At 64.5% G+C, this 16,077-nt stretch carries 17 protein-coding genes and 1 riboswitch; of the genes, 6 read left to right on the top strand and 11 right to left on the bottom strand.

All coding sequences use genetic code 11. The features are described from left to right. Nucleotide 1: 1 nt before the first annotated feature. From HMPREF3173_RS10655 to cobO, 6 genes are read right to left on the bottom strand one after another with little or no spacing between them, the layout of a single operon-like run. Nucleotides 2–1,456, bottom strand: coding sequence for a cobyric acid synthase (locus HMPREF3173_RS10655; RefSeq protein ID WP_070572981.1), 1,455 nt, complete (start codon nt 1,454–1,456; stop codon nt 2–4). Next, a complete protein-coding gene (gene cobD / locus HMPREF3173_RS10650) occupies nt 1,453–2,445 on the bottom strand; it encodes a threonine-phosphate decarboxylase CobD (RefSeq protein WP_070572979.1) in 993 nt (330 codons plus the stop codon). The genes HMPREF3173_RS10655 and cobD overlap by 4 nt, the downstream gene beginning before the upstream one ends. Then, nucleotides 2,438–3,346, bottom strand: a complete 909-nt coding sequence (gene cbiB, locus HMPREF3173_RS10645; protein ID WP_070572977.1) for an adenosylcobinamide-phosphate synthase CbiB — start codon at nt 3,344–3,346, stop codon at nt 2,438–2,440. The genes cobD and cbiB overlap by 8 nt, the downstream gene beginning before the upstream one ends. Then, complete coding sequence (bluB, locus tag HMPREF3173_RS10640; protein WP_070572975.1) at nt 3,343–3,993, bottom strand: 5,6-dimethylbenzimidazole synthase; 651 nt, start codon at nt 3,991–3,993, stop codon at nt 3,343–3,345. Before bluB ends, cbiB begins: the two co-directional genes overlap by 4 nt. Next, a complete protein-coding gene (locus HMPREF3173_RS10635; RefSeq protein WP_070572973.1) occupies nt 3,990–5,285 on the bottom strand; it encodes a cobyrinic acid a,c-diamide synthase CobB in 1,296 nt (431 codons plus the stop codon). Before HMPREF3173_RS10635 ends, bluB begins: the two co-directional genes overlap by 4 nt. Continuing rightward, entirely contained in the window at nt 5,282–5,893 is a 612-nt protein-coding gene (gene cobO / locus HMPREF3173_RS10630; protein WP_043215681.1) for a cob(I)yrinic acid a,c-diamide adenosyltransferase, read from the bottom strand. The genes HMPREF3173_RS10635 and cobO overlap by 4 nt, the downstream gene beginning before the upstream one ends. A gap of 121 nt (nt 5,894–6,014) precedes the next feature. Next, nucleotides 6,015–6,239: riboswitch (cobalamin riboswitch) on the bottom strand. Nucleotides 6,240–6,378: 139 nt separating this feature from the next. Here cobO and HMPREF3173_RS10625 point away from each other — a divergent pair. Together HMPREF3173_RS10625 and HMPREF3173_RS10620 are read left to right on the top strand one after the other, a co-directional pair. Next, nucleotides 6,379–6,957, top strand: a complete 579-nt coding sequence (locus HMPREF3173_RS10625) for a hypothetical protein (RefSeq protein ID WP_070572971.1) — start codon at nt 6,379–6,381, stop codon at nt 6,955–6,957. Nucleotides 6,958–7,083: 126 nt separating this feature from the next. Beyond that, nucleotides 7,084–8,385: a PQQ-dependent sugar dehydrogenase gene (locus tag HMPREF3173_RS10620; RefSeq protein ID WP_070573409.1), complete on the top strand. Its 1,302-nt coding sequence runs from the start codon at nt 7,084–7,086 to the stop codon at nt 8,383–8,385. Between the two features lie 7 nt (nt 8,386–8,392). Here the strand turns inward: HMPREF3173_RS10620 and HMPREF3173_RS10615 are convergent, their stop codons facing one another. The 5 genes from HMPREF3173_RS10615 to HMPREF3173_RS10595 all read right to left on the bottom strand — a co-directional run bounded on the left by HMPREF3173_RS10615 (nt 8,393) and on the right by HMPREF3173_RS10595 (nt 12,873). Next, entirely contained in the window at nt 8,393–8,929 is a 537-nt protein-coding gene (locus HMPREF3173_RS10615) for a C40 family peptidase (RefSeq protein ID WP_070572969.1), read from the bottom strand. Nucleotides 8,930–9,069: 140 nt separating this feature from the next. Further along, on the bottom strand, nt 9,070–9,708 hold the full coding sequence (locus HMPREF3173_RS10610; RefSeq protein ID WP_043215669.1) for a C40 family peptidase: 639 nt from the start codon (nt 9,706–9,708) through the stop codon (nt 9,070–9,072). Nucleotides 9,709–9,834: 126 nt separating this feature from the next. After that, nucleotides 9,835–10,539, bottom strand: a complete 705-nt coding sequence (gene hda / locus HMPREF3173_RS10605) for a DnaA regulatory inactivator Hda (protein ID WP_070091725.1) — start codon at nt 10,537–10,539, stop codon at nt 9,835–9,837. A 192-nt stretch (nt 10,540–10,731) separates the two neighbouring features. After that, nucleotides 10,732–11,805 carry an AI-2E family transporter gene (locus HMPREF3173_RS10600; RefSeq protein WP_043215674.1) on the bottom strand — a complete coding sequence of 358 codons (1,074 nt, stop codon included), beginning with the start codon at nt 11,803–11,805 and terminating at the stop codon, nt 10,732–10,734. A gap of 12 nt (nt 11,806–11,817) precedes the next feature. Beyond that, nucleotides 11,818–12,873 (bottom strand): DUF2066 domain-containing protein, encoded by a 1,056-nt coding sequence (locus HMPREF3173_RS10595; protein WP_070572967.1) that lies wholly within the window; start codon nt 12,871–12,873, stop codon nt 11,818–11,820. A gap of 343 nt (nt 12,874–13,216) precedes the next feature. On the opposite strand from HMPREF3173_RS10595, the gene purM reads away from it, so the two are divergent. The 4 genes from purM (at nt 13,217) to HMPREF3173_RS10575 (ending at nt 16,067) form a co-directional block, all read left to right on the top strand. Next, nucleotides 13,217–14,275 (top strand): phosphoribosylformylglycinamidine cyclo-ligase, encoded by a 1,059-nt coding sequence (gene purM / locus HMPREF3173_RS10590; RefSeq protein WP_070572965.1) that lies wholly within the window; start codon nt 13,217–13,219, stop codon nt 14,273–14,275. After that, nucleotides 14,275–14,928 (top strand): phosphoribosylglycinamide formyltransferase, encoded by a 654-nt coding sequence (gene purN, locus HMPREF3173_RS10585; protein WP_070572963.1) that lies wholly within the window; start codon nt 14,275–14,277, stop codon nt 14,926–14,928. The genes purM and purN overlap by 1 nt, the downstream gene beginning before the upstream one ends. Before the next feature lie 8 nt (nt 14,929–14,936). Next, nucleotides 14,937–15,647 (top strand): DUF3108 domain-containing protein, encoded by a 711-nt coding sequence (locus tag HMPREF3173_RS10580; RefSeq protein ID WP_043215178.1) that lies wholly within the window; start codon nt 14,937–14,939, stop codon nt 15,645–15,647. Between the two features lie 237 nt (nt 15,648–15,884). Then, entirely contained in the window at nt 15,885–16,067 is a 183-nt protein-coding gene (locus HMPREF3173_RS10575; RefSeq protein WP_043215180.1) for a hypothetical protein, read from the top strand. Nucleotides 16,068–16,077: the final 10 nt, after the last annotated feature.

The following is a 16,077-nucleotide window of genomic DNA, read 5'->3' as shown; positions in this document are numbered from 1 at the left end:
GTCAGGCGACTCCACACAGTTGGCGCAGGCGCGCGGTGTCCAGGTGTTGTTCCACGAGGTCGGCCAGGCGCTCGATGTCCCGCTCGCGCAAGGCCTCATAGTCGATGGTCTGGGCGTCCTCCAGCCCGGCCCAACGCAGCAGCGCCGCACATGAGTGGCTGCCCTCGAACAGGCCGTGCAGGTAGGTGGCGAACACCTGTCCGTCGGCGCTGATCGCGCCGTCACAACGGCCATCTTCCAGGTGCACGGCGGGGTGCTCCAGGGCCGGGCCGCGGGTGACGCCTGCGTGGATTTCATACCCCCCGACCTCAGCCTGCTCCAGGCTCAGGGAGCCGCGTACGTTGCGCAGTTGCTTTTCAGCCTCCAGCTGCGTGACGTAATCCAGCAGGCCCAACCCCGGGCTTGAGCCTGCCGGGCCTTCCAGGCCGAGCGGGTCGTGAACTTCACGGCCGAGCATCTGCAGCCCGCCACAGATACCGATGACCTTGCCGCCATAGCGCAGGTGGCGAGCGATGGCAGTGTCCCAGCCGCGTGCGCGCAATTGCGCCAGATCGCCCCGCACGCTCTTGGAGCCGGGCAGGATGATCAGGTCCGCCGCAGGGATCGGCTGGCCAGGGCCGATGAACTGCAGGTCGACCTGCGGGTGCAAGCGCAGCGGGTCGAAGTCGGTGTGATTGCTGATGCGTGGCAGCACCGGGACGATCACCTTGAACAGGCGACCGGCCTGGATCGCCTGGCGTGCATCGATGGCATCCTCGGCTTCCAGGTGCAGGTCGGTCACGTACGGCAACACGCCCAGTACCGGCTTGCCGGTGCGCTGCTCCAGCCAGTCCAGGCCCGGCTGCAGCAAGGCGATGTCACCGCGAAAACGATTGATGACGAAGCCCTTGACCCGCGCCTGCTCGCTCGGCGACAGCAGCTCCAGGGTACCGACCAGGTGGGCGAACACCCCGCCACGATTGATATCCGCCACCAGAATCACCGGGCAGTCCACCGCTTCGGCAAAGCCCATGTTGGCGATATCACCCGCACGCAGGTTGATTTCCGCCGGCGAGCCCGCGCCCTCGACCATCACCACCGGGTAGGCGGTGCTCAGGCGTTGGTGGGATTGCAACACCGCTTGCATGGCGATGGCCTTGTAGTCGTGGTAGGCCACGGCATTCATGCAGGTGACGGCACGGCCATGGACGATCACCTGGGCTCCGGTGTCGCTGTTGGGCTTGAGCAGCACGGGGTTCATGTCGGTGTGTGGCGCCAGGCGGCACGCCTGGGCCTGTACCGCCTGGGCGCGGCCGATCTCGCCGCCGTCGGCGGTCACCGCGCTGTTGAGCGCCATGTTCTGCGGCTTGAACGGCACCACACCGATGCCTTGGCGCAACAGCCAGCGGCACAGGGCGGTGACCAGCGTGCTTTTGCCGGCATCGGAGGTGGTGCCTTGCACCATGAGCGTGGTCATGCCGATTCCTTCTGGTATTGCGCCAGGGCCTGGCGCAGGCGCTGTTCGTCCGCTTCGTTGGCCGGCAGCCCCAGGCGCACGGCCTGGGGCTGTTCGAACAGCCGCACCAGGATGCCCCGACGGGCGAGAAACTCATGCAGGTGCGCGGCCCGCGGCGTACGCACGTACTGGAACAGATCGCAGCCGCCGCTGGGCATCAGCCCCACCTCTTCGAGCAGCGCCGCCAGACGCCGACTGGCGTGGGCACAACGGGTGATCTGGGTGCGATGAGCCGCTGCGTCATTGAAGCAAGACTGCCCCAAGACCCGCGTCGGCCCGCTGATGGTCCAGGGGCCGAGCAGTTCGGCCAAGCGCTGCAACAGGGCCTGCTCGGCCATGACGAAGCCTAGTCGCACCCCCGCCAAGCCAAAGAACTTGCCGAACGAGCGCAACACGATCAGGCCCGCACGATCGGCACAATCGACGATGCTCTGGGCGGGGGTGTTGTCCATGAAGGCTTCGTCGACCAACAACCAACCGCCACGACGCGCCAGGCGAGCGTGCCAATCGAGCAAGCGCTCGCGCGGTACGCACCGCCCCGTAGGGTTGTTGGGGTTGACCAGCACCAGCACATCGAGGCTGTCCAGGTCCTGTTCGACCTGCTCATCGGCCAGTTCGACCACCTGGTGCCCTGCACGCTGCCAGGCGTGGGGGTGCTCGGCATAGCAAGGCGCGAGCACGCCAACCCGCCCGGCCGGTCGCAGGGATGGCAAGGCCTGGATCGCCGCCTGGGAGCCGGCCACCGCCAGCAGGCTGCCGACGCCGTAGTAGGTGCGCGCTGCATGCTCCAGGCCGTCCTCGACTTCGGGCAGGCGCGCCCAAGCCTCCACCGCAATCGCCGGGATGGCGTAGGGCCACGGGGCGATGCCGCTGGAAAGGTCTAGCCAGTGTTCACGGGCAATGCCGTACTGACGCACTGCGCGCAGCAGACGACCACCATGTTCAAGCATTCCAATACGCTCCCAGGCAGATCACCAGCAACCACAGCCATACCCCGCGCTGCACCAGGCTCCAACCGCGCTCGATGGCCTCGGCGTCGGCCATAGGCCCCTCCCCTAAGCGCGCACGCTCGTGCAACTCGCCGTGGTACACCGCAGGTCCGCCCAGCTCGACGCCCAGGGCACCTGCGCCCGCAGCCATCACCGGGCCGGCATTCGGGCTGTCCCACAACGGCGCCTGGTTGCGCCAACAGGCCAGGGCCAGGCGGGTCTTGCCCAGCAGCGCGTAGGTCAGTGCCACCAGCCGGGCTGGAATGTAGTTCAGGGCATCGTCGATACGCGCCGCAGCCCAGCCGAAGCGTTCGAAGCGTTCGTTGCGATAGCCCCACATGGCATCGAGGGTATTGCTCAGGCGATACAGCACCACCCCGGGCGCACCGGCCACGACAAACCAGAACAACGCCGCAAAGACCGCGTCACTGCCGTTCTCCAGCACCGATTCGGTGGCGGCGCGGGCCACGGCGGGCTCGTCCAGCTCACGGGTTTCACGGCTCACCAGATACCCCACCCGTCGCCGCGCCTCGTCCAGATCCCCCCGGCGCAGGGCCTCAGCCACAGGCTGAACATGCTCGCCGAGGCTGCGTAGCCCCACGGCGCAATACAGCGCCAGCACATCCACCAGCCAGCCGATAAAGGGCAGCCAGGAGAGTACCAGCGCCAGCAGAGTCAAGGGCACCACGGCAAGCAGCCAGGCACTGACGCCATGGCTGCGCCAACCCCGACCGCCCGCGTTCAGACGCTGCTCAAGGCGCGCAGCGAAGTTGCCGAACCCCACCAGCGGATGGCGCCGTTTCGGCTCACCCAGCAAGGCATCCAGAGCTACCCCGGCCACAGTCAGCAAAGCAACGCTCATTGCCGCTCTCCCCAATGGTTCTCATAGAGCATGTCACTCAGCGGCCGCTCCTGGGCCCACTGCTCCAGCACCAACATCGGCGCCGGGTAGAACTCGACCACCGGCCCCAGACACAGCACGGCCACCGGCTTGGCACCCGCCGGCATGCCCAGCAGCTCGCCCAGCGCCTGCGGGTCGAACAACGACACCCAGCCCATGCCCAGGCCCTCGGCACGGGCTGCCAGCCAGAGGTTCTGAATGGCACAGGCCAGCGATGCCAGGTCCATCTCCGGCAAGGTCCTGCGGCCGAAGATGTGTGCTTCGCGGTGGTCCATCAGTGCCGCCACCAATACCTCGGCACAATCCTGGATACCTTCGACCTTGAGCTTCATGAATTCATCGGAGCGCTCTCCCAGGGCCTGGGCGGTGCATGCTCGCTCCTTTTCCACCAGCGCCTGGACTTGGCCACGCAAGGCGCGATCACTGATGCGGATGAAGCGCCAAGGCTGCATCAACCCGACACTGGGCGCCTGATGGGCAGCGGCCAGCAGGCGGGCGAGCAGCTCGGGCGCGACCTCGCCGCCTGCGAAATGGCGCATGTCGCGGCGCTCGCCGATGGCGCGGTAGACCGCGGCGCGCTCGGCAGCGGAAAAGGCATGTTCGCTCATGGTCTCAGCAGCGCCGCCGTCGCGTCGGGGTTGGAGGGGAAATAGAAGTGTACGTAGGACGCCGTCAGGCGCCCGATCCGATAGACCGCCTCGTTGCCGCGCCCACCATTGGGGCTCTGGCCTCGGGCGATCGGCTCGAGCGCCGTCTCGGTCAAGGAATGATGATAGGTGTGGCCACGCAAAGTGCCCTCAGGCAATCCCACCGCTTGCAGGGCAAGGGCAGCCAGGCGCTTTTGCATCACCGCTTCGCCCGGCAGCAGACCCAGCAGCTCGGCGCGCTCGCCTGCCACATCAGTCAAGGCATCGAGCAAATAGAGCATGCCGCCGCATTCGGCCAGTAAAGGCTTGCCCTGGGCGTGATGGGCGCGGATCGCCTCGCGCATCGGCGCGTTGCTGGCCAGGGCGTGGTGGTGCAGTTCGGGATAGCCGCCAGGCAGGTAAAGGCTGTCCAGGGACGGCAACGCCTGATCGTGTACAGGAGAGAAAAACACCAACTCCGCACCCAGCGCACGCAGCAAATCGAGGTTGGCGCCATAGGTGAAGGCAAAGGCTTCATCCCGGGCCACGCCAATGCGCACACCCGCCAGGGACGGCAGCGCCTGTGCAGTTGTGGGTGCGGCGAATACCACCGGGGGCGGCAAGGCGGCATCACAGCTTTCGCCCAGGGCCTGGGCGGCGGCGTCCAGGCGCAGGTCCAGATCGTTGAGTTCACTGGCCTGGACCAACCCCAGGTGACGGCTGGGCAGCTCGATACCGCGCTCGCGGGACAGCCCGCCATACCAGCGCAAGCCTTCAGTGAGGCTGCCTTCGAGCAACTGTGCATGACGCAGGCTGCCGACCCGGTTGGCCAGCACGCCGGCAAAAGGCAGGTCGCGCTGGTAGTGCGCCAGGCCCAGGGCCAGGGCGCCGAAGGTCTGCGCCATGGCTGTGCCGTCGATCACCGCCAGCACCGGCACGCCGAAGTGGCGCGCCAGGTCCGCACTCGATGGCGTGCCATCGAACAACCCCATAACCCCTTCGATCAGGATCAGGTCGGCATCGCCTGCCGCCTCCCAGAGCAGACGCCGACTCTCATCAGCCCCGATCATCCACAGGTCGAGTTGGTACACCGGCGCGCCGCTGGCGCGCTCGAGGATCATCGGGTCGAGAAAATCAGGCCCGCACTTGAACACCCGGACTTTGCGGCCAAGGTTGCGGTGCAGGCGCGCCAGGGCAGCGGTGACCGTGGTCTTGCCCTGGCCAGAAGCGGGTGCCGCGATCAGCACCGCCGGACACTGCCGGGGCTGGCTCATAGCTCCACGCCCTTTTGGGCACGGATGCCGGCCTGGAAGGCGTGCTTGATCACGCCCATCTCGGTGACGGTATCGGCCAGCTCGATCATTTCAGGCTTGGCGGCGCGGCCGGTAACGATCACGTGCTGCATCGGCGGGCGGGCCTGCAAATCCGACAGCACTTGGTCGAGGTCCAGGTAGCCGTGCTTGAGGGCGATATTCAGCTCGTCCAGCACCACGAACTGTACCGAAGGGTCCTGCAACAGCTGGCGCGACACCGCCCAAGCGGCTTCGGCGGCGGCGATGTCACGCTGGCGGTCCTGGGTCTCCCAGGTGAAGCCCTCACCCATGACGTGGTAGCGCACCTGCTCGGGGAAACGGCGGAAGAACAGCTCTTCGCCCGTGCTGTCGCGGCCCTTGATGAACTGCACCACGCCGCACTGCATGCCATGCCCCATGGCGCGGGCGAGCATGCCGAAGGCCGAGCTGCTCTTGCCCTTGCCGTTGCCGGTGAGCACCAGCAGCAGGCCGCATTCATTGGGGGCATTGGCGATGCGCTCGTCGATGATCGCCTTCTTGCGCTGCATGCGCGCCAGGTGGCGTTCGTCGCGTTCGGTGGATTCGCTCATCAGGATTCTCCGCAGGCTGTCGGCGCGCATGGGCGGCGACGACAGGTCGATAGACAGGCAGGCGGAGAGCGCGCAGGGGCCGCGGCAGAAGGCCACGGTGCACCGCGCATCACCCTCCGTGATGCCGTTGGCAGTGACAGGCCGGTCTCCGGGCTCGTGAGCAGGGCCTTGGCCCATGGATCGCGCGCCTTCCCGGATACCTGTATCCAGTGGCCCTGCACGACCTTTGACTCACCTACCGTTGCGGGGGCAGCGCCGGATTCGCGCCTTGCTGGCGCCCACCGGCTTCCCAGTTTCACCCTGCCCAGCCGAAGGCTGGCAGAGCACCTGAAACACGCCGCGAAGGTTAGAGGGTTGGGGCGGGAGCGTCAATGAAGCGCGCCTGACGCCATGCTCGACTTCATGGCTTGTGCCGGAGGCGCAGCAGTGATATCACATAGCCATCAGTGTTCGGCAATGCGATCACACAATAAGGAGAGCGCAGCATGCGAGGCCTGATCATCAACAACCAGCATCTGGAGTTCCTGCGACCGGCCCTGGAAGGCTGGATCGAGTGCATCGACCGCTTCAACCAGGTCCATGGCGACAGCGAGGCGCCCTACTGGCACGGCGCGGCCACCAACAGCGGGCTGCTCGCAGCCGCCGCCTGGCAGGCCGAACAGGTCGCCCTGGCGCACTACCCCAGCAAGAAACAACGCGACGAAGGTGAACGCGAAGGGCGTTGCGACCTGTCGATCAGCACCGCCGAGCAATCCGTTCATCTGCATGTCAGCCAACGCTGGCCGCGAATCGCCCGTCTGGACCTGGCCGCCGCCCTGCAGGAAACCGCCACCCTTGCCCGCCCGATCGCCTACCCCAGCCAGCTCAAGGCCGGTGCATTGTTCGTCAGCCCCTGGAAGGCTGGCCAACACGCCAGCCCCGAGGAGCTGCAAGACTTGGTCGACGACCTGCAAAAACACACAGCCTGCGCCATCGCTTGGCATTTCCCCTACGCCTATCGTTCGCTGCACAACGAACTGGGGCAGTATTTCCCTGGGGTGGCATTGTTGCTCAAGCAGGCGTAGGAAAACCGATGAACCCACGCGGAAGCCATCCGGCGGTCGCTAGCCCCAGTCGCCCGGAGTGAACCTACCCCGACGCATCCGACTCTCAATTCTCACAAGCCAATGAGGATTGCGAGCATGGACAGGATGCGTATCGCGATGGTGCTGGCCCTAAGTGCCAGCCTAGGCGCCTGCGGCGAGTCCGCGCGCCTGGAGGTCAGCGACGGCTTCGGCCCCTCGCCTCGCCTGCCCGAGCCCAACAAGACCCTGATCCCGACCGTCAATATCGCCCCGGCGATCGGCTGGCCGGACGGCGCCACACCGACGGCCGCCGCGGGCACCCGAGTGGTGGCCTTCGCCAGGGACCTCGATCACCCACGCTGGCTCTATGTACTGCCCAATGGCGATGTCCTGGTGGCCGAAACCAATGCCCCGCCCAAGCCCGAGGACGGCAAGGGCCTGCGCGGCTGGGTAATGGGCAAAGTCATGGAGCGTGCCGGTGCCGGGGTCGCCAGCGCCAATCGCATCACCCTGCTGCGCGATGCCGACCATGATGGCGTCGCCGAGGTGCGCAGTACGTTCATCGAAGGGCTCAACTCCCCCTTCGGTATGACCCTCGTGGGCAAGGACCTCTATGTGGCCGACACCGACCGACTGTTGCGCTTTCACTACGAGGATGGCGCGATGCAGATCCGCGCCGAAGGTCGCCCGGTCACTGACCTGCCCGGCGGCCCGTTGAATCACCACTGGACCAAAAACGTCATCGCCAGCCCCGATGGCAAGAAGCTGTACGTCACCGTAGGTTCAAACAGTAATGTCGGCGAAAACGGCCTGGAAAAGGAACAAGGCCGCGCCGCGATCTGGGAGGTGGACCCGGCCAGCGGTGAACACCGCATCTTCGCCTCAGGCCTGCGCAACCCCAACGGGCTGGCGTGGGAGCCCCGTACCGGTGCGCTATGGACGGCGGTCAATGAACGCGACGAGATCGGCAGCGACTTGGTGCCCGACTACATCACCTCGGTGAAGGACGGCGGTTTCTATGGCTGGCCTTTCAGTTACTACGGGCAGCATGTGGATCAACGGGTCGAGCCGCAGGATCCTGGCAAAGTCGCCCAGGCGATCGTCCCAGACTATGCAGTGGGGGCCCATACCGCATCGCTGGGGCTGGCGTTTGCCCAGGCCGGCGCGTTGCCGCCGCCCTTCGAGCAGGGAGCCTTCGTGGGCCAGCATGGGTCTTGGAACCGCAAGCCGCACAGTGGCTACAAGGTGATTTTCGTGCCGTTCGACAGCGAGGGTAAGCCCGCAGGCAAACCGATCGACCTGTTGACCGGTTTTCTCGATGGCAAGGGCAAGGCCATGGGACGCCCGGTGGGCGTGGTCAATGACCGAGACGGGCTCTTGGTGGCGGACGATGTGGGCAATGTGGTTTGGCGCGTGAGCCGAAAGTGAGCGCAGCTCAGGGATTTTGAGCCAGATGCCCAGTTGGCAATACGCGTTTGGCCTGCAGATAGGCCCGGGACCAGTAGCTGTTGGAGAGATAATCCAGGCGCACCGTGCCGCCTGTGGATGGCGCATGCACGAAACGCCCTTCCCCCACGTAGATCCCGGCGTGGCTGACCTGCGATCCACCGCTGGTGGCGAAGAACACCAGATCTCCGGACTGCAAGGCGTTGATGTCCACATTGGGCGCCCGCATGACGATCATCTCGCGGGTCGAACGCGGCAGGCTGATCCCGGCGGCGTCCCGATAGACGTAGCCGATCAGGCCACTGCAATCGAACCCCGAATCCGGCGTGTTGCCGCCCCAGCGATACGGCGTGCCTACCAGGCCGATCGCACGGAACAGCACATCCTCGGCCATGGGCGAAGACGACGCTTGCTGATTGAAAATGACCTTCGGCTTGACCACCGGAGCCGGTGCCGGAGCATGGCTGGAGCAGGCCGCGAGCAGTGCCGCCAGGGAAAGGAATGCGAAGCGCGCCAACATCGCCATGGTCAGAACATCCTGTCTGGAACCGTTCGGCCGCAGCCGAAGCCAAAAGTGGTGAGAATTTAGATTAGACGCTTTCTGTAAATGCGCACGGCGGCGAGCTTTTCAGCATCGCCGCCGCGGCAGGGTACATCATTTTGATATCAGTTGCGCGAGATTGTGGTCGGCGCCATCGCCAAGGCGCGCTTGGCTTCAATGAAGGTTTTGCTCCAGTAACGATCGCCAAGGCTGTCGATGCGTACTCCGCCGCTGCGGCGGCTGCTGGAGTGGATGAACTGGTTGTCACCCAGGTAGATGCCGGCATGGCTGACACGGCCACGACCGTTGGTGCTGAAGAACAGCAGGTCGCCAGGCTTGAGCTTGTTGCGGGACACCTTCGGCGCATCGACGTTGATCATTTCACGCGTCGAGCGCGGCAGGTTCAGGCCGGCTTCTTCGCGGAACAGATAACCAATGAAACCGCTGCAATCGAAGCCGGATTTCTCCGAAGTACCGCCAAAACGGTAACGGGTGCCGATCAGCGACATGCCACGCTCCAGGATGCTGTCGGCCAGGGCTGGCAGCTCGTAGGGCTTGCTGTTGCTGGAAAAGGCTTCCAGGTCTTCTTCAGTGGCCAGCGGCTCTTCACCGAAGACGGAAGAGGCGGAGGGTTTGATCAGGCTCGCGGAGTGCGCGGCGATCGAGTGTTGATCCTGCGGCTGGGAAACGGGGCCTTGGGAGGCGCAGCCAAAAAGCAGGGTCACGAGTGCAAGTGGCACGAGGGGTGCGAAGCGCTTCAGCATGGGCACGACCGTGTCTGTAATCCTTTAGAAGGGTGAAACTATGCCCTCTATCATGGCCATTTGCAAATTTTATCGAAAAAAATGTGACTTTTCTGTTTTCGGGCTCTGGCCCGCGCTTTTCGGGGGTTACCAGCCCAGGGTTTCCTTGAGAAACGGAATGGTCAGCTTGCGCTGGGCCTGAAGCGACGCCTGGTCGAGACGCTCGAGCAGGTCGAACAGCGCGCTCATGCTGCGCGCACCGCGTGTCAGGATGAAATGACCGACCTCATCGGTAAGGTGCAGACCGCGCCGGGAAGCGCGCAGTTGCAAAGCGCGCAGCTTGTCCTCGTCGGACAATCCGCGCATCTGGAAGATCAGCGCCAAGGTCAGCCGGGATTTGAGGTCAGGGAGTTTGATCGGCAGCTCGCGCGGCGAGGCGGAGGCCGCGAGCAATAGGCGTCGACCGCTATCGCGCAGGCGGTTGAACAGATGGAACATGGACTCTTCCCAATCCGCCTTGCCCGCAATGACATGCAGATCGTCGATGCACACCAGCTCGTACTGCTCAAGGTAATCGAGCAGTTCCACGCCTCGGTCGAGCAGTTGTGCCAGAGGGAGGTAGACCGCAGGTTCGCCCAACTGCTGGAAGCGGTGGGTGGCGGCCTGGAGCAGATGGGTACGACCCACGCCCTGCTTGCCCCACAAGTAGATGAGGCTCTCGGTCCAGCCGGCGTCGGCTTCGCATAGCCGCTCGACGTAGCCCAATGCCGCGGCATTGGCGCCCGGATAATAGTTGATGAAGGTGGCGTCATCGCGCAGGCGCACACCCAGGGGCAACTGGATCGGTTTCATGCTGGCGGGCGGTCGCGAGGACCACAGGGGGCCTTTGGTGAACAGTGTGCAAAGTCTATACCCGCAGCGCGGGCGGCACAATGCGCGAGGGTAAGAGCATAAGGAAAATCAAGGAGTTGCGAGAGCATTTTACCGTTTGAAGCCCATCGCACCCCTTGCCTAGGAAAAGGGCTGCAAAGCAGCCCTCTCGCCTCAAAGCTGCGGATCGATATCCCCCGCATACATGTCCGACTCCTTGTAGAGGTCGTGCACATGGCGCAACAGCACCATGATCACCGCCGCCACTGGCAGCGCGAGCAGCACACCGGTAAAGCCGAACAGCTCGCCCCCGGCCAGGATGGCGAAAATCACCGCTACCGGGTGCAGCCCGATTCGATCGCCCACCAGCAGTGGCGTAAGCACCATCCCCTCGAGAGCCTGGCCGACCATGAACACCGCAACGATGCCCAACATCGGGTACAGGTCGCCGCCAAACTGGAATAGACCGGCGATCAAGGCCGCACCGATACCGATGATGAAGCCCATGTAAGGCACGATGGCCGCAAGCCCTGCCAGAAGGCCGATCAACAGGCCCAGCTCCAGGCCCACCAGCATCAGACCTCCTGCATAGATCAAACCAAGCGCCAGCATTACAAGCAACTGGCCTCGCACGAACGCCCCCAGCACTTCATGACACTCGCCCGCCAGCCCCATCACCTGGCGCTCACGCTGACGCGGCAGCAGGCTGCGCAGCTTGGCCATCATTAGGTCCCAATCGCGCAGCAGGTAGAAGCCCACCACCGGAATCAACACCAGATTGGCCAGCCAGGCGAGCAATGCCAGGCCCGAGGCAGTGGCCTGGGACAACAGCATGCCGACGATATCGGTGGTCTGGCCCATGTGCGCACCGATGGCGGCCTTGATCTTGTCGAACTTCCAGAACCCGTCGGCCAGGCCTAGGCGGCTCTGCACCCAGGGCAAGGCGACATGCTGCAACCAGTCGAGCATCTGTGGTGTCAGTTCGTACAGGCGCACCAGCTGCTTGGCCAGCATCGGAACCAGCACCAGCAGCAAGGCCAGGAAAATGAGCGTGAACAGGCTGAACACCACTACCACGCCCCAGGTGCGCGACAGCCCCATGCGCTCCAGCCGATCGACCAGCGGGTCGGCCAGATACGCTAAAAGAATGCCTACCAAAAACGGCGACAATATGTTGTGCAGGAAATAAAGCAGCGCAGCGACCAGCAGCGCCACACCCAGCCACGCCCAACGGCGAACCTCGATCATGCCTGGCACTCCTTACCAGCGAAAACGCAGGCCGTCGAACGGCTTGGGCGCAGCCGGCTGGGCGGCGGCGGGTTGTCCATCTGCCGCCGGAGCAGGTGCCGGAGCAGAGGACTGCTCAGGGGGCAACTCCTGCAACTTGGCCAGCCCCAGCTGAGCACGCAACTGTTCGCGGTTACCGGTGACGCTGTAGGTCAGGGTACCGCCGTCGACTTGCCGCAAACGCGGGGCGTAGGGTTCGAGTACCCGACTGAGCTCTGCATAATGCTGCAGGTTCATGCCCTGCACCTGCAATTGCAGCTCACTGCTGGCGCCCGGGCGGGTGACGTAGCGCGGCGCCAGACGCGTGCTGATCGCCAGCATCACCGCATCGGCCAGGGCGGCCTGATCAGCGCCTTCGGCAGTGCCTTGCTCACGCTGGTCGCCCAGCCACAACTGCCATTTGCCCTGCCACTTGCCATCGGCCTCGTGGGCATGCACAGCCAGCAACGCATCGGCGCCGTAGCGCTCGGATGCCTCGCGCAGCGGCGCAGGGTCGCTGCCTTCGAGCTGCTTGGCGGTGGCGACCAGTTGCTCCTGCAGATCGGCCAAAGGCAGGCGCAGCGGCAAACCTCGGTGCTGGGCGGCGCGGCGCAGTGGCGCAGCTGTCGACTGGCCGTCGCCGACCAGGTTGCTGCCCTCGGCACTGTCGTTCAGCCACCAGCCGAGTATCGAGGGACGGTTGCTGCCCCACAGTGCCAGGCCAGCCTGGCGTAGGGCACGCTCGGTGCTGCCGGGGTCGAATTCCACCAACAGGGTTTCAGGTGGGCCGGCTTCGGAGCCCACCTGGTTGATGATTTGTTGCGGGTCCTTGCGCAGGGCTGCCAGGGCTGGACTTTGCGCGGCCTTGGGATCGCCGGTCAAACGCAGCACCAGTGTGTCCAAAGCCTTGCCAGTGGCCTGGGCGCGGGCTTCGCTGCCCTGCCCTTCGATCGGTTCACGGACTTGGTAGAGCCCGGAAACCGGCTCGGCCTGTGCGACGACGCTGCCCGCGACCAGGCAGGCGGCAGCCAGGTAATTGAGAAAACGCATGGAGGATTCCTGTCCAGATAACCAAGGGGCACCGAGCCCCGAATCTGCTGCTGTGACCACGACACCGCGCAAAACGCTCCGCCATGCCGGACAGATTCGGCCCGCCGCCATTGCTATTACCTTATACAGGCACTGGCGCGGCAACCAGTCGCGGCCTGTGAAAGGATGTTTTTTGCCAGATTCGCGGCCTGCCCGTCGGCCTGAGGATGGCCGCTGCCCGGCAACCCTGATAAAATCGCGCGCCTTCGCAGACCAGTGACGTACAGGCAGCCGCCGCCCTTCGAGCCGGCCTTGGCCGTCGCGGTCGTTTTCCCGAATCCCTCCCTCTTAAAGGCCTGGATCAATGAGCAAGCAACCCTCCCTGAGCTACAAGGACGCCGGTGTAGACATCGACGCCGGCGAAGCACTGGTCGAACGCATCAAGGGCGTGGCCAAGCGCACCGCACGCCCTGAAGTCATGGGTGGCCTGGGCGGCTTCGGCGCCCTTTGCGAGATCCCGGCCGGCTACAAGCAGCCGGTTCTGGTCTCCGGCACCGACGGCGTCGGCACCAAGCTGCGCCTGGCGCTGAACCTGAACAAGCACGACAGCATCGGCCAGGACCTGGTCGCCATGTGCGTCAACGACCTGGTGGTCTGCGGTGCCGAACCGCTGTTCTTCCTCGATTACTACGCCACTGGCAAGCTCAACGTCGACGTGGCCGCCACCGTGGTCACCGGCATTGGCGCCGGCTGCGAACTGGCCGGCTGCTCGCTGGTCGGTGGTGAAACCGCCGAGATGCCTGGCATGTATGAAGGCGAGGATTACGACCTGGCCGGCTTCTGCGTCGGCGTGGTGGAAAAATCCGAAATCATCGACGGCTCCAAGGTCGTCACCGGCGACGCCCTGATCGCCCTGCCATCCTCCGGCCCGCATTCCAACGGCTACTCGCTGATCCGCAAGATCCTCGAAGTCTCCGGCACCGACATCGAGAATACCCAACTCGACGGCAAGCCTCTGGCCGATCTGCTGATGGCTCCGACCCGCATCTACGTCAAGCCGCTGCTCAAGCTGATCAAGGACACCGGCGCGGTCAAGGCGATGGCCCATATTACCGGCGGTGGTCTGCTGGACAACATCCCACGCGTCCTGCCCGACAACGCCCAGGCCATCATCGACGTGGCCAGCTGGCAGCGCCCGGCGGTATTCGACTTCCTGCAGCAAAAAGGCAACGTCGACGAGCACGAGATGCACCGCGTGCTGAACTGCGGCGTGGGCATGGTCATTTGCGTGGCCCAGGACAAAGTCGACAGCGCCCTGCAAGTGCTGCGTGACGCCGGCGAACAGCCATGGGTCATCGGCCGCATCGCCGAAGCGCCGGCTGGCGCCGCCCAGGTCGAACTGCAGAACCTCAAGGCGCACTGATGCCAAGCAAGACCTGCAATGTCGTAGTACTGCTGTCGGGCTCCGGCAGCAACCTGCAAGCGCTGATCGACAACAGCCGTGGCGAAGACAGCCCGGTGCGCATCCGTGGCGTGATCTCCAATCGCGCCGATGCCTATGGCCTGCAACGGGCCCAGGCAGCGGGCATCGAGACCGCCGTGCTCGCGCACGGCGGCTTCGATGGCCGTGAAGCCTTCGATGCGGCGCTGATGGCGTTGATCGACGGCTTCAAGCCTGATCTGGTGGTGCTGGCGGGCTTCATGCGCATCCTCAGCGGCGGCTTCGTGCGCCACTACCAAGGCCGCCTGCTGAACATCCACCCGTCGCTGCTGCCCAAATACAAGGGCCTGCACACTCACCAGCGCGCGCTGGAGGCGGGCGACGCGGAGCATGGTTGCAGCGTACACTTCGTCACCGAGGAACTCGATGGCGGCCCTCTGGTCGTACAGGCAGTGGTACCGGTGGAGCCAGGCGACACACCCGACAGCCTGGCACAGCGCGTTCATCGCCAGGAACACCAGATCTACCCGCTGGCGGTGCGCTGGTTCGCCGAAGGACGCTTGCGTCTGGGCGAACAAGGTGCACTACTGGATGGCCAGCCCCTGGCGGCCAGCGGTCACTTGATTCGACCCTAGGAGAATTTATGCGTCGTGCCCTGCTCTTGGCTCTCGCCGTGCTCGCCCTGCCCCTCCAGGCAGCTGATCTGAAGCCTTTCTCGGCCAGCTACACCGCCGACTGGAAGCAGCTGCCCATGAGCGGCACCGCCGAGCGCAGCCTGGAAAAAAACGCCAACGGTACCTGGAGCCTGAACTTCAAGGCGTCCATGATGATCGCCAGCCTGACCGAGCAAAGTACCCTGCGCCTGGACAACGACACCCTGCTGCCGCAGAAGTATCACTTCGAGCGCGGCGGCCTGGGCAAGGCGAAGAAAGTCGATCTGGATTTCGACTGGAACAGCAAGAAGGTCACCGGCACCGACCGTGGCGATGCGATCAACCTGCCGCTCAACCGCGGCGTGCTGGACAAATCGTCCTATCAGCTGGCCCTGCAGCATGACGTGGCCGCAGGCAAGAAGAGCATGACCTACCAGGTCGTCGACGGTGACGAGATCGACACCTATGACTTCCGCGTGCTCGGTACCGAGAAAGTCACCACCAAGACCGGCCAGGTCGATGCCGTGAAGGTCGAGCGCGTCCGCGATCCGAGCCAGAGCAAGCGCATCACCGAGCTGTGGTTCGCCAAGGAGTGGGACTACCTGCTGGTGCAATTGCGCCAGGTCGAGACCGATGGCAAGGAATACGTGATCGTGCTGCAGGATGGCACGGTCGACGGCAAGTCGGTGAAAGGCAACTGATCACCGTTGTGAGCCCCCGAAGCCCCGCCTAGTGCGGGGCTTTTTGTTGCCTGTCCCGCCGGCTTGCGGGCAAACCCGCTTCCTATAAACACTGTTTACCTATGGGAGCGGGTTTAGCCGCAAACAGCCCTTCATGAACTTTGTTTCATCGTCGTTTTATTTACTTAGCCTGCTAACTAACTCTATAAAGAAGGCCTGCGACATGTTGCCGCAGCCAACCGAAAGTGGAGTTTAACGATGACTGTCCAAGTAACCGAACGCGACGAATCGAAAATGTCCCACGAAAGCCAGGCCCACGGCCTGCGGATCTGGGATGTACATCAGCAGGGCGAACTGGTGGGGATGTTCCACTCCGAACACGAAGCCCAACAGTACCGCAGCGAGCTGGAATGCCTGGAGAACCAGCACAGCCCACAATGACCGCACTGCC

It is taken from the genome of Pseudomonas sp. HMSC08G10, from assembly GCF_001808425.1.
Lineage (GTDB): Bacteria > Pseudomonadota > Gammaproteobacteria > Pseudomonadales > Pseudomonadaceae > Aquipseudomonas > Aquipseudomonas guariconensis.
The sequence above is the reverse complement of the archived record's forward strand: the minus strand, read 5'-3'. Positions and strand labels throughout refer to the sequence as shown.

What these genes read in the sequence shown, in the direction of transcription:
- HMPREF3173_RS10655 (WP_070572981.1), bottom strand. Translation starts at nt 1,456, where the DNA reads ATGACCACGCTCATGGTGCAAGGCACCACCTCCGATGCCGGCAAAAGC.
- cobD (WP_070572979.1), bottom strand. Translation starts at nt 2,445, where the DNA reads ATGCTTGAACATGGTGGTCGTCTGCTGCGCGCAGTGCGTCAGTACGGC.
- cbiB (WP_070572977.1), bottom strand. Translation starts at nt 3,346, where the DNA reads ATGAGCGTTGCTTTGCTGACTGTGGCCGGGGTAGCTCTGGATGCCTTG.
- bluB (WP_070572975.1), bottom strand. Translation starts at nt 3,993, where the DNA reads ATGAGCGAACATGCCTTTTCCGCTGCCGAGCGCGCCGCGGTCTACCGC.
- HMPREF3173_RS10635 (WP_070572973.1), bottom strand. Translation starts at nt 5,285, where the DNA reads ATGAGCCAGCCCCGGCAGTGTCCGGCGGTGCTGATCGCGGCACCCGCT.
- cobO (WP_043215681.1), bottom strand. Translation starts at nt 5,893, where the DNA reads ATGAGCGAATCCACCGAACGCGACGAACGCCACCTGGCGCGCATGCAG.
- HMPREF3173_RS10625 (WP_070572971.1), top strand. Translation starts at nt 6,379, where the DNA reads ATGCGAGGCCTGATCATCAACAACCAGCATCTGGAGTTCCTGCGACCG.
- HMPREF3173_RS10620 (WP_070573409.1), top strand. Translation starts at nt 7,084, where the DNA reads ATGCGTATCGCGATGGTGCTGGCCCTAAGTGCCAGCCTAGGCGCCTGC.
- HMPREF3173_RS10615 (WP_070572969.1), bottom strand. Translation starts at nt 8,929, where the DNA reads ATGGCGATGTTGGCGCGCTTCGCATTCCTTTCCCTGGCGGCACTGCTC.
- HMPREF3173_RS10610 (WP_043215669.1), bottom strand. Translation starts at nt 9,708, where the DNA reads ATGCTGAAGCGCTTCGCACCCCTCGTGCCACTTGCACTCGTGACCCTG.
- hda (WP_070091725.1), bottom strand. Translation starts at nt 10,539, where the DNA reads ATGAAACCGATCCAGTTGCCCCTGGGTGTGCGCCTGCGCGATGACGCC.
- HMPREF3173_RS10600 (WP_043215674.1), bottom strand. Translation starts at nt 11,805, where the DNA reads ATGATCGAGGTTCGCCGTTGGGCGTGGCTGGGTGTGGCGCTGCTGGTC.
- HMPREF3173_RS10595 (WP_070572967.1), bottom strand. Translation starts at nt 12,873, where the DNA reads ATGCGTTTTCTCAATTACCTGGCTGCCGCCTGCCTGGTCGCGGGCAGC.
- purM (WP_070572965.1), top strand. Translation starts at nt 13,217, where the DNA reads ATGAGCAAGCAACCCTCCCTGAGCTACAAGGACGCCGGTGTAGACATC.
- purN (WP_070572963.1), top strand. Translation starts at nt 14,275, where the DNA reads ATGCCAAGCAAGACCTGCAATGTCGTAGTACTGCTGTCGGGCTCCGGC.
- HMPREF3173_RS10580 (WP_043215178.1), top strand. Translation starts at nt 14,937, where the DNA reads ATGCGTCGTGCCCTGCTCTTGGCTCTCGCCGTGCTCGCCCTGCCCCTC.
- HMPREF3173_RS10575 (WP_043215180.1), top strand. Translation starts at nt 15,885, where the DNA reads ATGACTGTCCAAGTAACCGAACGCGACGAATCGAAAATGTCCCACGAA.